This is a genomic window from Pyxidicoccus xibeiensis, assembly GCF_024198175.1.
Lineage (GTDB): Bacteria > Myxococcota > Myxococcia > Myxococcales > Myxococcaceae > Myxococcus > Myxococcus xibeiensis.
Genome location: NZ_JAJVKV010000004.1, coordinates 823048 through 838097, shown reverse-complemented (window position 1 = coordinate 838097; position 15050 = coordinate 823048). Strand labels below are relative to the sequence as shown.

Sequence of the window (15050 nt, the reverse complement as noted above, 5' to 3'; positions counted from 1 at the left end):
ACAATGAGAACCAGCCGGAGCCGCCGCAATTCTCGCCGCCCGCCTGCCTGCTCAGTGCGGCTCGGACCTCAGGGCGCGGGGAGCTCCGCGCGACCGGAGGGGTAGACGGGCTCCACCTCCAGCAGCACCATCGCCAGCGCCAGGACGCGAGACAGCGTCTCGCGCACCGTGTACCGCCAGGGTGTCGAGCGCCCCTCGTCCGCCGCCACGCCCCACGCGTCGATGCCCACCGAGTTGGCGATGAAGAGCGCCCGGGACAGGTGGAAGCGCTGCGTGACGAGCACCGCCCGCTTCGCGCCGAACACCGTGTACGCCCGCAGGCAGCTGTCGTAGGTGGACAGCCCCGCCTGGTCCTCCTGCACCACGCGCTCCGGCACGCCGCGCTCCAGCAGGTAGCGGCGCATGGCCCGCGTCTCGTGGTGGAACGGCTGCGACTGGTCCCCGCTCACCAGCACCGCGCTCACCGAGCCCTGCTTCCAGAGGGCAACGGCGGCGTCCAGCCGCTGCGCGAGCACCGGGGACGGCACCGCGCCCCGCGCCAGCCCCGCGCCGAAGACGAGCGCCACCGGGGCCTGGGGTGCCTGCGCCAGGGGGACGATGCGGTCCTCGTAGCTCACTCGCACGAGGTGTGACAGGACGAGCAGGCCCAACCCGCCAGCGACCAGGGCGATGAAGCCCCTGCGCACCCACACCCTGCTCGCACCGCCTGGCTTCATGGACCCCGAGAACACCGGTGGAGGGGCCATTGTGTTCCGGCCGGCCGTCCGCGGAAAGCGCCGTGAAGCCCCGTCCGCTCAGGGCGACGTGCCTGCCTGGGCTCCGGACGACCTCGGCACGTGGCGCTCGATGACCTCCAGCAGCTTCCGGGGCTCCACCGGCTTCTTGAGGAAGGCCGCCACGTCATAGCTGGACGCGTAGACGGCCCTGTCCCGGGGGTTCATCTCCGTCAGGCCCCCCGACAGGATGATGACCGGCACCCGCGCCAGCGCCTCGCTCGCCTTGCGCGCCGTCAGCACCCGGTGGCCGTCCATGACGGGCATCCCCATGTCCAGGACGATGAGCGAGGGGCGCGGGGGCGCCTCCAGGTGCGCCAGCGCCTCCTTGCCATTGCTCGCGGCGCGCACCGCGTACCCCTGCATCTCCAGGTAGCTCTGGAGCGCCTCCCGGATGTCCGCGTCGTCCTCGACGATGAGCAGGGGACCGCTGAGGGCAGACATGGGGGGCTCCACGGGGATGGGCACCCACTCAAGGTAAGTCAGCCACCTACCAGCGGGAGGCCCCTCCAGGGTGCCTGCCCGCCTGGTGCCTCCCGGCCCGTGCCGGCCCCCGTCCGGGGAGACCCTGGCAGGCCGCCGTTGACCGGCCCCCGGCCCGCCTATATAGGGGGCCCCGCTGTCCGCCTGCCCCTGCCTACACCCGGGCGACGCGGGCTGAACGTCTCACAGGAGCCCCTGGTCCCATGGCGTCCCTTCGCGACATTCGCAAGCGCATCCGCTCGGTGAAGAACACGCGGCAGATCACCAAGGCCATGAAGATGGTCTCCGCCGCGAAGCTCCGGAAGGCGCAGGACGCCATCCTCGCCGCGCGTCCCTACGCGACCATGCTGGACCAGATCATCTCCGACCTGGCGGCGCGCTCGGGTGACGAGAACCTCACCCACCCGCTGCTCGCGGCCCGCCCGGTGCGCAAGGTGGAGCTGGTGCTGCTGACCTCGGACCGCGGCCTCGCGGGCGGCTTCAACTCCAACGTCATCCGCCGCGCCAACCGCTTCCTCTACGAGAACACCGCGATGGAGCGCATCCAGCTCTCCACGGTGGGCCGCAAGGGCAACGACTTCTTCCGCAACCGCGGCCAGGCCATCCGCAAGGACTTCGGCGGCCTGTACCAGCGGCTGAACTACCGCGCCGCCGCGGACGTGGCCGAGGAGCTGGTCGCCAGCTACCTCAATGGCGAGGTGGACGCCGTCCACGTCGTCTACAACGAGTTCGTCACCGCCATCACCCAGAAGGTCACCGTCGCGCAGCTCCTGCCGCTGCAGACGCTCGGCCCCGCGCAGCCGGCCGCCCCGTCCGAGGTCGCCACCGCCCTGGTGGACTTCAAGTACGAGCCGGACCGCCAGGCGGTGCTGGACCGGCTGGTGCCCCAGGCCGTCAACATCAAGCTCTACCGCGCCCTGCTGGAGAGCGTGGCCAGCGAGCACGGCGCCCGCATGAGCGCCATGGAGAACGCCACCTCCAACGCGTCGGACATGATCGGCAGCCTCACGCTGACCTACAACCGCACGCGCCAGGCCGTCATCACCAAGGAGCTGATGGAGATCGTCTCCGGCGCCGAGGCGCTCAAGTAGCCCTCACCCCCGCCGTACGCACCTCCAGGGCCTGCCCCGTCTATCGGGGTGGGCCCTTCGCATTTAAGGTCTCCGGGCGGGGCGGGGTGCCCCCTGAAAGGCCGGAGTGATGAAGCAGCGACTGGTATGGGCGGCATTGGCACTGATGTGCATCACCGGCTGCGCCTGCGAGACGGTGGGCAGCGGGCACGGGGGCATCGGGTTCGACTCGTTCGGCAGCGGCACGCTGCGCGAGCAGTTCGGCGAGGGGCTGCACGTGCTGCGGCCGGGCAAGTCCCTCATCGTCTACGACCTGCGCGTCCAGGAGATGAAGGAGGAGCTGAGCGTGCTCTCCAACAACGGCCTGGACATCCGGGTGGACGCCAGCGTGCGCTACCGGGCCGAGCCCACGAAGCTCTTCGAGCTGCACACCCAGACGGGGCCCCGGTACTCGGACATCCTCGTGGGCCCCATCGTCCGCTCCGAGGCGCGCAAGGTCTTCGGCCGCTATGCGCCCGAGGAGATCTATTCGACCAAGCGCGAGCAGATCGAGAAGGAGATCTACGACGAGGTGCTCCGCGCACTGGAGGGCAAGCACGTGGTGGTGGAGGCCGTCCTGGTGCGGGACGTGACGCTCCCCCAGTCCATCCGGGATGCCATCGCCGACAAGCTGGCCGAGGAGCAACGGAGCCAGAAGATGCGCTTCACGCTGGAGAAGGAGCGCCAGGAGGCCGACCGCAAGCAGATCGAAGCGGAGGGCATCGCCAAGTACCAGGGCATCGTCCGGCAGGGGCTCACCGAGGAGTACCTGCGCTTCAAGGGCATTGAAGCCACGGAGCGGCTGGGCCAGAGCACCAACGCGAAAATCATCGTGGTGGGAAGCCCCCAGAGCGGCCTGCCGTTGGTCTACCAGACGGACGGCAAGTAAGAGGGTGGCGTCCGGGGCTTGGCTCCGCTAAGCCCGACTTACCCTAGAAGTGCCCGGGAGGCTTGACCCTAAGGGGGCCCCCCGGTAAAGGGGGCCCGCCCTCCCATCCGGGCCGATTTTTGAACGGGTGTGGCCGGGAAGGCCGCACCCCCCGCGAGGCTGACGAATTCCATGAGCGCTCAAGTTCCGACGGCAGGCAGAGTCATCCAGGTTCTCGGCCCCGTGGTCGACGTCGAGTTCCCGCCCGGCGGGCTTCCCGAGGTCTACACGGCCCTGAAGCTCACCAACCCCAACCTGGGCGCCGAGGCGGACAACCTCACCCTCGAGGTGGCGCAGCACCTGGGCGAGAACACGGTGCGCACCATCGCCATGGACTCCACGGAGGGCCTGGGCCGCGGCATGGCCGTGCGCAACACGGGCGCCCCCATCCAGGTGCCGGTGGGCAAGGCCACCCTGGGCCGCATCCTCAACGTCACCGGTGAGCCGGTGGACGAGATGGGCCCGGTGAAGGCGCAGGAGTACTGGCCCATCCACCGCGCGCCCCCGCCGTTCGTCGAGATGGACGTGCGCGTGCAGATGTTCGAGACGGGCATCAAGGTCATCGACCTGCTCGCCCCCTACACCCGTGGCGGCAAGATTGGCCTGTTCGGCGGCGCCGGCGTGGGCAAGACGGTGCTCCTGCAGGAACTCATCCGCAACGTGGCCATCGAGCGCGGCGGCTTCTCCGTGTTCGCCGGCGTGGGCGAGCGCACCCGCGAGGGCAACGACCTGTACCACGAGATGCAGGACACGGGCGTCATCAAGGCCGACAACCTGGAGGCCTCGCAGGCCGTCCTCGTGTACGGCCAGATGAACGAGCCGCCCGGCGCCCGCGCCCGCGTGGCCCTGTCCGCGCTCACCATGGCCGAGTACTTCCGCGACGTGGAGGGCCGTGACGTGCTCCTCTTCGTGGACAACATCTTCCGCTTCACCCAGGCCGGCTCGGAAGTGTCCGCCCTCCTGGGCCGCATCCCCAGCGCCGTCGGTTATCAGCCCACGCTGGCCACGGAGATGGGCGGCCTGCAGGAGCGCATCACCTCCACCACCAAGGGCTCGATTACCTCGGTGCAGGCCATCTACGTGCCCGCCGACGACCTGACGGACCCGGCGCCCGCGACGGCCTTCGCCCACCTCGACGCGACGACGGTGCTCAACCGCGCCATCGCCGAGCTGGCCATCTTCCCCGCCGTGGACCCGCTGGACTCCACCAGCCGCATCCTCGACCCGGCCGTCATCGGCGCCGAGCACTACGCGGTGGCCCGCAAGGTCCAGGGCATCCTGCAGCGCTACAAGGAGCTGCAGGACATCATCGCCATCCTCGGCATGGACGAGCTGTCCGAGGACGACAAGCTGGTGGTGGCGCGCGCCCGCAAGATCCAGCGCTTCCTGTCGCAGCCGTTCTTCGTGGCCCAGGTCTTCACGGGCAAGGAAGGCCGCTACGTGAAGCTCCAGGACACCATCCAGGGCTTCAAGGAGATTGCCGAGGGCCGGCACGACGACATCCCCGAGGGCGCCTTCTACATGACGGGCACCATCTCCGAGGTCGTCGAGAACGCCCGGAAGCTCGCGGCGTCCTGAGCCGTCCCGTCCCGCCGCACACCCTGAGGTGACCATGCGTCGCCCCGTGCTTGCCCTGGCCCTGCTGTTCCTGGCGCTCCCCGCCCTGGCGGAGGAGCGCAAGGGGAGGACCCGGGTGAGCGCGAACGGGCTGTACGGCGTGCACCTGGTGGAGGTGGCGCCCGGCCAGTGCCGGCTGGAGGTGACGCAGGAGAGCGGTCCCGCCTGGTCCCTGGAGAAGTGCGTGGGGACGGTGGACGACTACTACTTCGTCTCCAACGACGGCGAGAAGGTCTGGGTGCTGTGGCCGCTGGTGGAGAAGGGCAAGGCGCCGCCCGCGCCCCGCTCGAAGAAGAAGCGCAAGCCGAAGGGCCCGCCCGCGTGGGCCAACGTCGCGGTGGCGGCGCAGTATGACCGCCAGGGCAACCGGCTCCAGGAGAAGCGGCTGCCGGAGCTGCTCAACACGCGGCAGCTCTCCGAGGTGCGCCAGCTCACCCACCACTTCAAGTGGCTGGAGGGCACGCTCGGCGTCCCCGGCAAGGGGCCGCGGCTGACGGACGCCGGGGTGGTGGAGTTCGAGCCGGTGGGGGGAACCACCCACCAGCTCACGTTCTGATTCGAGGAGCCACATGGCCAAGCTGACCGTGGAGATTGTCACCCCTGAGAAGCGCATCCTGTCGGTGCAGGCCGACGAGGCCGTCGTCCCCGGCGGCAAGGGCCTGTTCGGCGTGCGCCCGGGCCACACCCCGTTCCTGTCGCTGATGGAGCCGGGCCCGCTGACGCTGGTGGATGGCGGCCGGCGCGAGTCCTACTTCGTCGCGGGCGGGTTCGTGGAGGTGGGCGACGACAAGGTGCTGGTGCTCGCCGACGCCGCCGAGCCGGTGACGGGCATCGACGTGGAGAGCGCCCGCCGCCGGATGGCCGAGGCGCAGGAGCGCATGAAGGGCCTGTCCTCCGAGGACGCGCGCTTCCAGCTCGAGGCCGCGACGGTGCGCCGCGAGGCCGCCCGCATCGGCGCCGCCGGCATGGGCCGCGGCTAGCCTCGCCTCACGGCCAGGACAGCCCCAGCTCCTTCTCGAAGCCGCGCCGGCCTTCCACGGTGAGCCGCACCCCGCGGCCCTCCGGCCGGCGCGCCACCCAGCGCAGGGTGAACAGCCGCTCCGCCAGCGCGGCGCCCAGGGCCCCACCCACGTGGGCCCGGCGCTCGCTCCAGTCCAGGCAGCGGCGCGCGAAGGCCCGGCGCCCCCGTGAGAGGGGGCCCGCCTCCACGCCCAGCCGGGTGATGAAGCGCTCCCCCGTCGGGGTGAGCACCCACGTCTCCTCGGAGGCCTCCAGGTAGCCGCGCCGCTCCAGCGCGTCCGCCAGGTCCACGCCGAGCTGTCCCGCCAGGTGGTCGTAGCAGGTCCGCGCGAAGCGCAGCGGCGAGGGCACGCGCACGGCGGGCGCGGCGCGCGTGGGCGTCAGCAGGCTCAAGGCCTCCAGCGCGCGCGCCACGTCCGGGCCCGCGAGGCGGTAGTAGCGGTGGCGGCCCTGCACCTCCACGCGCACGAGTCCACCCTCCAGCAGCCGGGCCAGGTGGCCGCTCGCCGTCTGCGGAGAGATGCCCACCTCGCGCGCGAGCTCGCCCGCGGTCCGCGCGGGGCCCTCCAGGAGGCGCGAGAGCATGCCCGCGCGGGTGGGCTCGCCGATGAGGTTCGCAACGAGCGCGAGGTCGAGGGGGTGGGCCATGGCGGGAGTCTGCGCGGCGCAGGCGCGGGGACGCTTCGGCGCGCGCCGAACCATCTCCCAGCGGGAGGGGCGTAGGGAAGCGGGCATGAACGACCTGCCGAAGCACCGCGTGATTGCTCCCCGCATCCTCTACTTCGGGACGCCGGTGGCGCTCTTGAGCACCCTCCAGCCGGATGGCACTCCCAACCTCTCGCCGCTGTCCTCCGCCTGGGCGCTGGATGACCGGCTGGTGCTCGGCCTGGGACTGCTGGGCCAGGGGCTCGCCAACCTGGAGCGCACCCGGGAGGCCGTGGTGAACCTGCCCTCCGCGGCGCTGTGGCCCCAGGTGGAGCGGCTGGCCCCGACGACGGGCCGCTCGCCCGTGCCCGAGGAGAAGCGCGGCATGGGCTACGTCTTCGAGCCGCGCAAGTTCGAGCGCGCGGGACTCACGCCGCTGCCCTCGGACACGGTGGCTCCGCCCCGCGTGGGCGAGTGCCCGCTCCAACTGGAGGCGGTGCTGCTCGACGTGCGCCGTTCCACCGTGACGCCCGGGCAGTCCGAGCCGGGCTTCGCCATCGTCGAGCTGCGCGTCACCCGCGTCCATGCGCACGACGACATCACCGTGCCCGGCACCCACCATGTGGACGTGGCCCGCTGGCAGCCCCTGCTCTACGTGTTCCGCCACTACACCGGCACCGGGCCCCGCCTCGCGCGCAACTTCCGAGCGGAGACCTGAGGCGCCGGACCGCGGGTGCGAGCAACCAGGCCTGGGGCGCAGCTTTCGCGCGCGGACAGGGGCGGGGCGCAACTTCTGCGGGAGGCTCGGAAGCTCACGCCTTCCTTCTCCGGTTCAGGGAGCGGCATTTAATGTGCATCTGGCATGCATCATTGAGTGCCCCCTCTGGGCGCAGGAGCACACACCATGAGCAACACGGCAGACGCGGTGAAGAGCGTGTACGAGCAGATTGGCGGGGCGCCGGCGATGGCGGCGGCGGTGGAGGTCTTCTATCGGAAGGTGCTGTCGGACGACCGCATCAGCCACTTCTTCGAGGACGTGGACATGGAGCGCCAGGCGGCGAAGCAGAAGGCGTTCCTGACGATGGTGACGGGCGGCCCCAGCAGCTACTCGGGCAGGGACATGCGTGCGGGCCATGCGCACCTGGTGAAGAGCGGGCTGAACGACGTGCACTTCGACGCGGTGGCGGGACACCTGAAGGAGACGCTGGAGGAGCTGGGCGTGCCGGCGCCGCTGGTGGCGAGGGTGCTGGCCATCGCGGAGAGCGCTCGCGCGGACGTGCTCAACCGCTAGTCGCTCGGAGGACACGCCATGGCGAGGGTGAAACACGAGTCGAGCTGGTATCCGCTGGAGCCCGAGGAGAGCGTCCTCGAAGGGCTGCTGCGTCAGGGCGTGTCCGTTCCCAACTCCTGCCGCGCGGGGGCCTGCCAGTCCTGCCTGATGAAGGCGGTGCAGGGCGAGGTGCCGCCCGCCGCGCGCGTGGGGCTGAAGGACACGCTGGTGGCGCAGGGCTACTTCCTCGCGTGCACGTGCCGGCCGGCCCAGGGCACGGAGCTGGAGGTGGCGGGCGCGGAGGCGCTGCGGGTGCCGGCGCGAATCACGTCGCTGGTGCCGCTGTCCGCGAGCGTGCTGCGCGTGCGGCTGTCCACCGGCGCGCCCCTGGAGTACCGCGCGGGGCAGTACGTCTCGCTCGTGCGCCAGGACGGGCTGGCGCGCAGCTACTCCCTGGCGAGCCTGCCTCGCGAGGACGAGCTGGAGCTGCACGTGCGCCTGCTCCCCGGTGGGGCGATGAGCGGCTGGCTGTCGGGCGGTGCCCGCGTCGGCGATACGGTATTCGTCCAGGGCCCGGCGGGCAGCTGCTTCTACGTCCCCGGCCGCCCGGAGCAGCCGCTGCTGCTGGCGGGCACGGGCACGGGGCTGGCGCCGCTGTACGGCATCGTCCGTGACGCGCTGGAGTCCGGCCACACCGGCCCCATCTGGCTCTTCCACGGGGCGCGCACGCCCGAGGGGCTCTACCTGATGGACGAGCTGCGCTCCCTGGCCGCGCGCCATCCGCAGCTCAGTTACCGCCCGGGCGTGCTGTCGGGCGGCAGCCGGGACGTGGCGGACGGGCCGCTCGATGCGCTCATCCGCGCCGAAGTCCCCAAGCCGGTGGGCTGGCGGGCCTGGCTCTGCGGCGATGCGCAATTGGTGCTATCCCTGCGCAAGAAGCTGTTCCTGTCCGGGCTCTCCCTGAAGGACCTCCACGCGGATGCCTTCCTGCCGAGCGTCCCCCAGGCGGAAGTCCCCCGCGCCGCTGGAGTCCGCTGACCGTGCACCTCACCCTCCACGCCGACTACTCGCTGCGCGTCCTGCTCTACCTGGCCACCCGGCCCGGACGGCCCAGCTCCACGCAGGAGATGGCGGACGCCTACGGCATCTCCAAGCACCACCTGGTGCGCGTGGTGCAGACGCTGGCGGGGCAGGGGGTCGTGGATGCGCGGGCGGGGCGCTCGGGGGGCGTGACGCTGGCGTGCGAGCCGAAGGACATCAACGTCGGCAAGGTGCTGCGCGCGGCCGAGCCGGACTTCCACCTGGTGGAGTGCTTCGACCGCGAGCGCAACGCGTGTCCCATTACACCCGCCTGCGGCCTCAAGGGCGTGCTGGCCGAGGCGCGGGAGGCCTTCCTCGCGGTGCTGGACCGGTACACACTGGCGGACCTGGTGGGCCGCTCGCGGCCCGACCTGGCGAACTTCTTCCTTCCGGCCCGGGCGTCATGACCTCCATCCACCTCGAGCTGTTCCACCTGATTTCAGACCCGCCCTCCGCCGAGGCGCGGCGCTTCATCGTCGACCACTCGCTGGAGGACCGCGTGAGCTTCCGCAACGTGGCGTTCCCCGAGGCGGAGGACGACTGGCTCAGCCTGGGCGGCAAGACGACGCCCGCGCTCTGGGACGGCACGCACCTGCACCAGGGCGCCCAGGCGGTGGTGGCGCGATTGCAGGCCGTCGTCAACCTCGGACGCGACGAATCGTGACGGCGCGGCGCGCCGTGTGCCGACATTCGCGCGCCGCTGCCACCTGTGCGTCCCTCGTGCGCCATGCGCACCGCGCCTGAAGCTTCAGGAGTTGGACACGTGTGCAGGTGCGCGCATGCGTGCATGGGCTGAGGCTTGCCGCGCATGTGCAGGTTGCGGTAGTCAGCCCGCCCGCGCACGCATTCAGGTCGGTGGCGAGGGCATGGAGGGTGGACGGTGATGACGGCGCGCCAGTTGGTGTATGGGGAAGGACGGCCGCGCTCGCGGCGCACCACCTCACCTGCTGAGCGCTCGTCAAGGCCCGGCGCGACACTTCCCATCCTCGCCCGCGCGCGTTTCATGCGCTTCTCCCTGGCCGTCCAGGCCTGAGCCTCGGTTAATCTCCACGACCCCATGCCGCTGACTCCCGCCGAGCGCCAGGACAGGTTCCATGCGGCGTTCGTGGGGCTCGCCATCGGTGATGCGCTCGGCTTCCCGCTGCGCGGCATCCCACCGGCGAGTCTCGCGCGGCTGCCCGGCCTGGCGGAGGACTTCGCGCCGAGGCCCCGGGGCAAGTTCGCGAAGGGCCAGTTCAGCGACGACACGCAGCTCCTGCTCGCCGCGGCGGAGAGCGTCATCCGCGAGGGCAAGGTGGACGGGCGCAGCGCGGCGGCGCACCTGGCGTGGCTGTGGCAGGAGGGCATCATCCTCCAGCCGCCCCGCAGCCTGGCGGACGCGCTGCAGCGGCTGGCGGGTGGCACGCCGTGGATGAGCGCGGGCGCGTCGCTCGGCACGAAGTGCCCGTCGGTGCTCAGCCGCGCGCTGGTGGTGGGGCTCCTGGAGAGCGGCCGCCGCGCGCGCCTGCCGCATGACGCGGGCGTCCTCACCATCATCACCCACAAGGACCCGGTCTGCTCCGCGGCCGCGGCCGCCTTCGCGCAGGCGGCGGCGCTGGGCATGGAGGAGGAGGCGCTGACGCCGGCGGCCTTCTGCGAGGAGCTGGCACAGGCGGCGGCGGTGCACGACAAGGGCCTGGCCGAAGAGGTCCGTCACCTGCCGCGGCTGCTCACCTGGGACACCTCGCGCGCGCTGTCGCAGCTGCGCAAGGTGGGCGTGCCCCCCAGCGAGCTGAAGGGCGTGGACGGGCTGCCGCCGCACGTGGTGCCGGTGCTGCTCACCTCGCTGTACGCCGCGCTCAAGGTGCCGCACGACTTCCGCGAGGCGGTGGCCCTCACGCTGCGCTGCGGCGGCGAGGCGGACGTGGCGGCCGCGCTCACCGGGGCCCTCATCGGTGCTCACCTGGGCACGCGCGTCATTCCGGCCCGCCTGCGCAAGAACGTGCTGTACGGGGACAACCTGGTGGACACCGCGGACCGGCTCTTCCGCGCCCGACAGGTCCGAGAGACGCTGGCCACCGCCATCGCGCATCAACGCCGCCGCTGAGCGCAGGGCAGGCAGGCGGGCGTACCCCCTCCACGGCCCGGGACTTCTCTGGAAGGAGCCTCCTGCCCACCTTGTGCGAAGGAGCGGGGCCGTATGCGTGCCAGGCAGGCATGCGAGCGCACGAAGGCCCCGCGAAGTCATCAGCGGGAGGCGCACGTCGTGGACCTCGAATCGGAACGCCTGGAGCGGAGTCAACTGGAGACGCTCTCCACGGCGGAGCTCATCAGGCATGCCCTGGCGGAGTCTCGCCTGCTCGTACGAGCGGAGTTGCTGCACGCCAAGAAGGAGCTCCGGGACGAGCTGAAGGCCGCGAAGACGGCCGGCATCCTCATCGGCGCCGGCGCCGTGCTGCTGCTCGCCGCGCTGCCCTGCCTCTTCGTGGCGCTGGGACTGGCGCTGCCGCTGGGCGAGGCCCTGGGCGTGCTGCTGGTGGGCGTGGCGCTGCTGCTCATCTCCGGCCTGATGCTGTTCCTGGGCATCAAGCGGGTGCCCAAGAAGCCGCTGCCGCACACGCAGGAGCGGCTGAAGATGGACTACCAGCTCACGCGGGAGACGCTGCAATGAACGGCAACGGCCGCGACGGGAAGGAGCCCGTGGAAATCGAACGGCACTCCGAGCACCACATCACCCGGGGCATGGATGACCGGAAACAGGTGGAGCAGACGGCGGACCGCATCCGCGACGAGCTGATGCTCACCCTCGAGGAGCTGGAGCGGCGTCGCGAGCGCCTGCTCAGTGTCCGCTACCAGGCGCACCAGCATCGCGAAGGGCTGCTGGCCATCGGCGCCGTGGCGATGGTGGCGGTGGGCGCGGGCATCGCGTACGGCATCTACCGCTCCCGTCACCACGACGAGGTGCTGCGCCGCAAGCGCCGCCAGGCCCTGAAGCGCGCCTGGGAGCACCCGGACAGCGTGGCCTACTCCGCGAAGGAGCGCCCGCTCGGTGTGGAGCTGGGACGCAAGCTCGTCCTCATCTTCGCCACCACCATGGCCACCCGCATTGCCCAGAACTCCGTGAAGGCGCTGGTGCCCGCGGGCCAGAAGGCCAACGCCGCTGGAGGCATGCAGCAGAATAAGTAATTGCGACAAAGTCGTGCATAAAGCAGGCTGATGGTCATGACGGACCTGCTCTATGCACGTGCCCAGATGGGCATGTCGCTCGCGTTCCACATCGTCTTCGCGGCGGCGGGGGTGGCGCTGCCGGTCCTGATGGTGCTGAGCGACTGGAAGGCGCGGCGCACGGGGGATGCGGACTACCGGCTGTTGAGCCAGAAGCTGGCGAAGGGGACGGCCATCCTCTTCGCGGTGGGCGCGGTGAGCGGCACGGTGCTGTCCTTCGAGCTGGGCCTGCTGTGGCCGGAGTTCATGGGGCAGTACGGTGAAGTGATTGGCCTGCCCTTCAGCCTCGAGGGCGTGGCCTTCTTCACCGAGGCCATCTTCCTGGGCATCTACCTGTACGGGCGGGAGCGGGTGTCGCCCAACCTGCACCTGTTCTCCGGCGTCATGGTGGCGGTGAGCGGCGCGGCCAGCGCCTTCTTCGTCACGCTGGTCAACGTCTTCATGAACCACCCGTCGGGCTTCACGCCCACGCCCTCGGGGCCGGTGGACGTGCAGCCGCTGGTGGCGATGTTCAGCCCGGGCTGGCAGTACCAGACGGCGCACGTGCTGCTCTCCTGCTACCAGGCGAGCGCCTTCGCCATGGCGGGCATCCACGCCTTCGTGCTGCTGCGCCACCCGGGCGCGGCCTTCCACCGCAAGGCGCTGTCCGTGGCGCTGCCGCTGGCATGTGTCACCGCGCTGCTGCAGCCGCTGGTGGGGGACCTGTCCGCCAAGCACGTCGCGCGCGAGCAGCCGGTGAAGCTGGCCGCCATGGAGAGCCACTTCGAGACAGAGCGCGGCGCGCCCATCCGGATGGGCCCCGTGGAGATCCCCAACGGGCTGTCCATCCTCGCCTTCGCCGACCCGGACGCGGAGGTGCGCGGGCTCAACGAGTTCCCGCGCGACGAGTGGCCGCCGGTGGCCAAGGTGCACGTGGCCTTCCAGGTAATGGTGGGCACGGGCAGCGCCATGGCCCTGCTCGCGCTGGTGACGCTGGGGTACCGGTGGCGGAAGAAGGCGTGGCCCCAGGGGCGGAAGCTGACGTGGGCATGGCTGGTGGCGGGGCCGCTCGGGGTGGTGGCGCTGGAGGCGGGGTGGCTCGTCACCGAGTGGGGCCGGCAGCCGTGGATCATCCGCGGGGTGATGCGCACGGCGGAGGCGGTGACGCCGGTGCCGCACCTGGCGGCGCCCTTCTGGACCTTCACCGCCGTGTACCTCTTCCTCGGGGTGACGGTGGTGTTCCTGCTGGTGCGGCAGGTGGCGGGCACGCTGCCGGGCCGGCACGGAGGTGACGCCCATGGCCACTGAGGCGCTGCTGGGCTTCGCGGTGGCGGGGACGTTCGTCCTCTACGCCCTCTTCGGTGGGGCGGACTTCGGCGGCGGCGTGTGGGACTTGCTGGCCTCGGGCCCGCGCAAGAAGGAGCAGCGCGCGCTCATCGCCCACGCACTGGGCCCGGTGTGGGAGGTGAATCACATCTGGCTCATCGTCGGCGTGGTGCTGCTGTTCGCCGGCTTCCCGCGCGCCTTCGCGGTGCTGAGCGTGGCGCTGCACGTGCCGCTGACGCTGCTGCTGCTGGGCATCGTCTTCCGGGGCGCGGCCTTCACCTTCCGCACGTACGACACGCGTGGGGACGCGGTGCAGCGGCAGTGGGGGCTCGTCTTCAGCGTGGCCAGCGTCATCGCGCCGCTGCTGCTGGGCATGTGCGTGGGCGCGGTGGTGGGCGGCACCATCCGCGTGGAGGGCCGCGCGGTGGTGAGCGGCTTCTTCGCGTCGTGGCTGACGCCCTTCTCGTGGGTGGTGGGCGTGCTGGCGCTGTGCCTCTTCGCCTTCCTGGCGGCGGTGTACCTCACGCACGAGGCCCCCACGCCCGAGCTGCGCGACGACTTCCGGCGGCGGGCCCTGGGCGCGGGCGTGGCCGTCTTCGTCGCGGCCGTCGCCGTCCTGCTGATGGCGCGGCAGGGCGCGCCCCGGGTGTGGCAGGGGTTGCTGCACTCGCCCTACGCGCTGGCGCTGCATGCGGGCACGGCGGTGTCGGCGGCGGTGGCCTTCGCGCTGTTGTGGACACGGCGCTTCGCCTGGGCGCGGCTGGCCGCGGCCACGCAGGCGGGGCTCATCGTCCTCGGGTGGGCGGCGTCGCAGCATCCCTATCTGGTGGTGCCGGACGTCACGCTGAGCAGCGCCGCGGCGGGCCCCACCGCGCAGCGCATGCTGCTGGTGGCGCTGGTGGTGGGCGCGCTCACCGTGCTGCCGTCGCTCGTGCTCCTGTTCCGCGTGTTCCGCCCCGGCCCGGCGCCGGGCGGCGGACGGTGACGGATGCCGCGGAGCGTTCGTTCAGTGTGGGTGACGGTGTGCACCGGGCGGAGGAAGGGTTGCGCGCGTCAGGCCGGGGCGATACGTCAGCGGTGGGTTTCGTTGGAGGTCGCGTGAACTGCCGCTTCACCATGGCCGCACACATGTTGGGAATGCTGGCGTGTGCGGAGCGCGAGGCGCGTGGCCCACTGACGTCCGAGGAGATGGCCGGCAGCATCCAGACCAACGCCGTCGTGGTGCGGCGGCTGTTGCGAGACCTGGCGCAGGCGGGACTGGTGGAGACGAAGCGCGGCGTGGGGGGCGGTGTCTCCCTGGCGCGCGCGGCGGACGAAATCACCCTCCGCGATGTCTACGAGGCCGTGGAGGAGTGCGAGGAGCTGCTCGGTCGCTACCCCTCCGGCCCCAGCCAGGAGTGTGAAATCGCCCCGCTGGTGGCGGACTACCTGGAGGTCGTGGTGGCCCGCGCGGAGACGGCCTTCAAGGAGAGCCTGGCTGCCACCACCGTGGCGAAGCTGTCCCGTGAAGTGGGCGCACGTGCACGGCGCAAGCCGGCCCGCCGCCGCGCCTCCAGCGCCTGAGCCCGGGCGGGTCAGCCTCACCCCGTTTGCGTGCGTGGATTCGCAACCCCTAA

General features: G+C 71.4%; 19 protein-coding genes. 16 read left to right on the top strand and 3 right to left on the bottom strand.

Features of this window, described 5'->3' with window-relative positions; translation table 11 throughout:
- Positions 1–68: 68 nt before the first annotated feature.
- Together LXT23_RS21380 and LXT23_RS21375 are read right to left on the bottom strand one after the other, a co-directional pair.
- Positions 69–716, bottom strand: coding sequence for a SanA/YdcF family protein (locus LXT23_RS21380; protein ID WP_253982068.1), 648 nt, complete (start codon positions 714–716; stop codon positions 69–71).
- A gap of 78 nt (positions 717–794) precedes the next feature.
- Positions 795–1217: a response regulator gene (locus LXT23_RS21375; RefSeq protein ID WP_253982067.1), complete on the bottom strand. Its 423-nt coding sequence runs from the start codon at positions 1215–1217 to the stop codon at positions 795–797.
- A 242-nt stretch (positions 1218–1459) separates the two neighbouring features.
- On the opposite strand from LXT23_RS21375, the gene atpG reads away from it, so the two are divergent.
- The 5 genes from atpG (at position 1460) to LXT23_RS21350 (ending at position 5890) form a co-directional block, all read left to right on the top strand.
- Positions 1460–2347 carry an ATP synthase F1 subunit gamma gene (atpG, locus tag LXT23_RS21370; RefSeq protein ID WP_253982066.1) on the top strand — a complete coding sequence of 296 codons (888 nt, stop codon included), beginning with the start codon at positions 1460–1462 and terminating at the stop codon, positions 2345–2347.
- A 109-nt stretch (positions 2348–2456) separates the two neighbouring features.
- On the top strand, positions 2457–3254 hold the full coding sequence (locus LXT23_RS21365; protein WP_253982065.1) for a prohibitin family protein: 798 nt from the start codon (positions 2457–2459) through the stop codon (positions 3252–3254).
- A 171-nt stretch (positions 3255–3425) separates the two neighbouring features.
- The gene (gene atpD, locus LXT23_RS21360; RefSeq protein ID WP_253982064.1) at positions 3426–4871 is read left to right on the top strand and encodes a F0F1 ATP synthase subunit beta; all 1446 of its coding nucleotides are present in this window, start codon (positions 3426–3428) and stop codon (positions 4869–4871) included.
- A 34-nt stretch (positions 4872–4905) separates the two neighbouring features.
- On the top strand, positions 4906–5466 hold the full coding sequence (locus tag LXT23_RS21355) for a hypothetical protein (protein ID WP_253982063.1): 561 nt from the start codon (positions 4906–4908) through the stop codon (positions 5464–5466).
- A gap of 13 nt (positions 5467–5479) precedes the next feature.
- Positions 5480–5890, top strand: coding sequence for a F0F1 ATP synthase subunit epsilon (locus LXT23_RS21350; protein ID WP_253982062.1), 411 nt, complete (start codon positions 5480–5482; stop codon positions 5888–5890).
- A gap of 7 nt (positions 5891–5897) precedes the next feature.
- On the opposite strand, the gene LXT23_RS21345 is transcribed toward LXT23_RS21350, so the two are convergent.
- Positions 5898–6578, bottom strand: a complete 681-nt coding sequence (locus LXT23_RS21345; protein WP_253982061.1) for an ArsR/SmtB family transcription factor — start codon at positions 6576–6578, stop codon at positions 5898–5900.
- An 85-nt stretch (positions 6579–6663) separates the two neighbouring features.
- On the opposite strand from LXT23_RS21345, the gene LXT23_RS21340 reads away from it, so the two are divergent.
- From LXT23_RS21340 to LXT23_RS21290, 11 genes are all read left to right on the top strand, one after another.
- A complete protein-coding gene (locus LXT23_RS21340; protein WP_253982060.1) occupies positions 6664–7293 on the top strand; it encodes a flavin reductase family protein in 630 nt (209 codons plus the stop codon).
- 186 nt (positions 7294–7479) lie between these two features.
- The gene (locus tag LXT23_RS21335; RefSeq protein ID WP_253982059.1) at positions 7480–7866 is read left to right on the top strand and encodes a group I truncated hemoglobin; all 387 of its coding nucleotides are present in this window, start codon (positions 7480–7482) and stop codon (positions 7864–7866) included.
- An 18-nt stretch (positions 7867–7884) separates the two neighbouring features.
- Positions 7885–8883 carry a 2Fe-2S iron-sulfur cluster-binding protein gene (locus LXT23_RS21330; protein WP_253982058.1) on the top strand — a complete coding sequence of 333 codons (999 nt, stop codon included), beginning with the start codon at positions 7885–7887 and terminating at the stop codon, positions 8881–8883.
- 2 nt (positions 8884–8885) lie between these two features.
- Complete coding sequence (locus LXT23_RS21325) at positions 8886–9332, top strand: RrF2 family transcriptional regulator (RefSeq protein ID WP_253982057.1); 447 nt, start codon at positions 8886–8888, stop codon at positions 9330–9332.
- A complete protein-coding gene (locus LXT23_RS21320; RefSeq protein WP_253982056.1) occupies positions 9329–9589 on the top strand; it encodes a hypothetical protein in 261 nt (86 codons plus the stop codon). The genes LXT23_RS21325 and LXT23_RS21320 overlap by 4 nt, the downstream gene beginning before the upstream one ends.
- Before the next feature lie 393 nt (positions 9590–9982).
- On the top strand, positions 9983–11011 hold the full coding sequence (locus LXT23_RS21315; RefSeq protein WP_253982055.1) for an ADP-ribosylglycohydrolase family protein: 1029 nt from the start codon (positions 9983–9985) through the stop codon (positions 11009–11011).
- A gap of 159 nt (positions 11012–11170) precedes the next feature.
- The gene (locus tag LXT23_RS21310) at positions 11171–11575 is read left to right on the top strand and encodes a phage holin family protein (RefSeq protein WP_253982054.1); all 405 of its coding nucleotides are present in this window, start codon (positions 11171–11173) and stop codon (positions 11573–11575) included.
- A complete protein-coding gene (locus tag LXT23_RS21305) occupies positions 11572–12090 on the top strand; it encodes a hypothetical protein (RefSeq protein ID WP_253982053.1) in 519 nt (172 codons plus the stop codon). The genes LXT23_RS21310 and LXT23_RS21305 overlap by 4 nt, the downstream gene beginning before the upstream one ends.
- A 36-nt stretch (positions 12091–12126) precedes the next feature.
- The gene (locus LXT23_RS21300) at positions 12127–13416 is read left to right on the top strand and encodes a cytochrome ubiquinol oxidase subunit I (protein ID WP_323379063.1); all 1290 of its coding nucleotides are present in this window, start codon (positions 12127–12129) and stop codon (positions 13414–13416) included.
- On the top strand, positions 13406–14419 hold the full coding sequence (locus tag LXT23_RS21295) for a cytochrome d ubiquinol oxidase subunit II (protein ID WP_253982051.1): 1014 nt from the start codon (positions 13406–13408) through the stop codon (positions 14417–14419). Before LXT23_RS21300 ends, LXT23_RS21295 begins: the two co-directional genes overlap by 11 nt.
- A gap of 113 nt (positions 14420–14532) precedes the next feature.
- Complete coding sequence (locus LXT23_RS21290; protein ID WP_253982050.1) at positions 14533–14997, top strand: Rrf2 family transcriptional regulator; 465 nt, start codon at positions 14533–14535, stop codon at positions 14995–14997.
- Positions 14998–15050 lie beyond the last annotated feature (53 nt).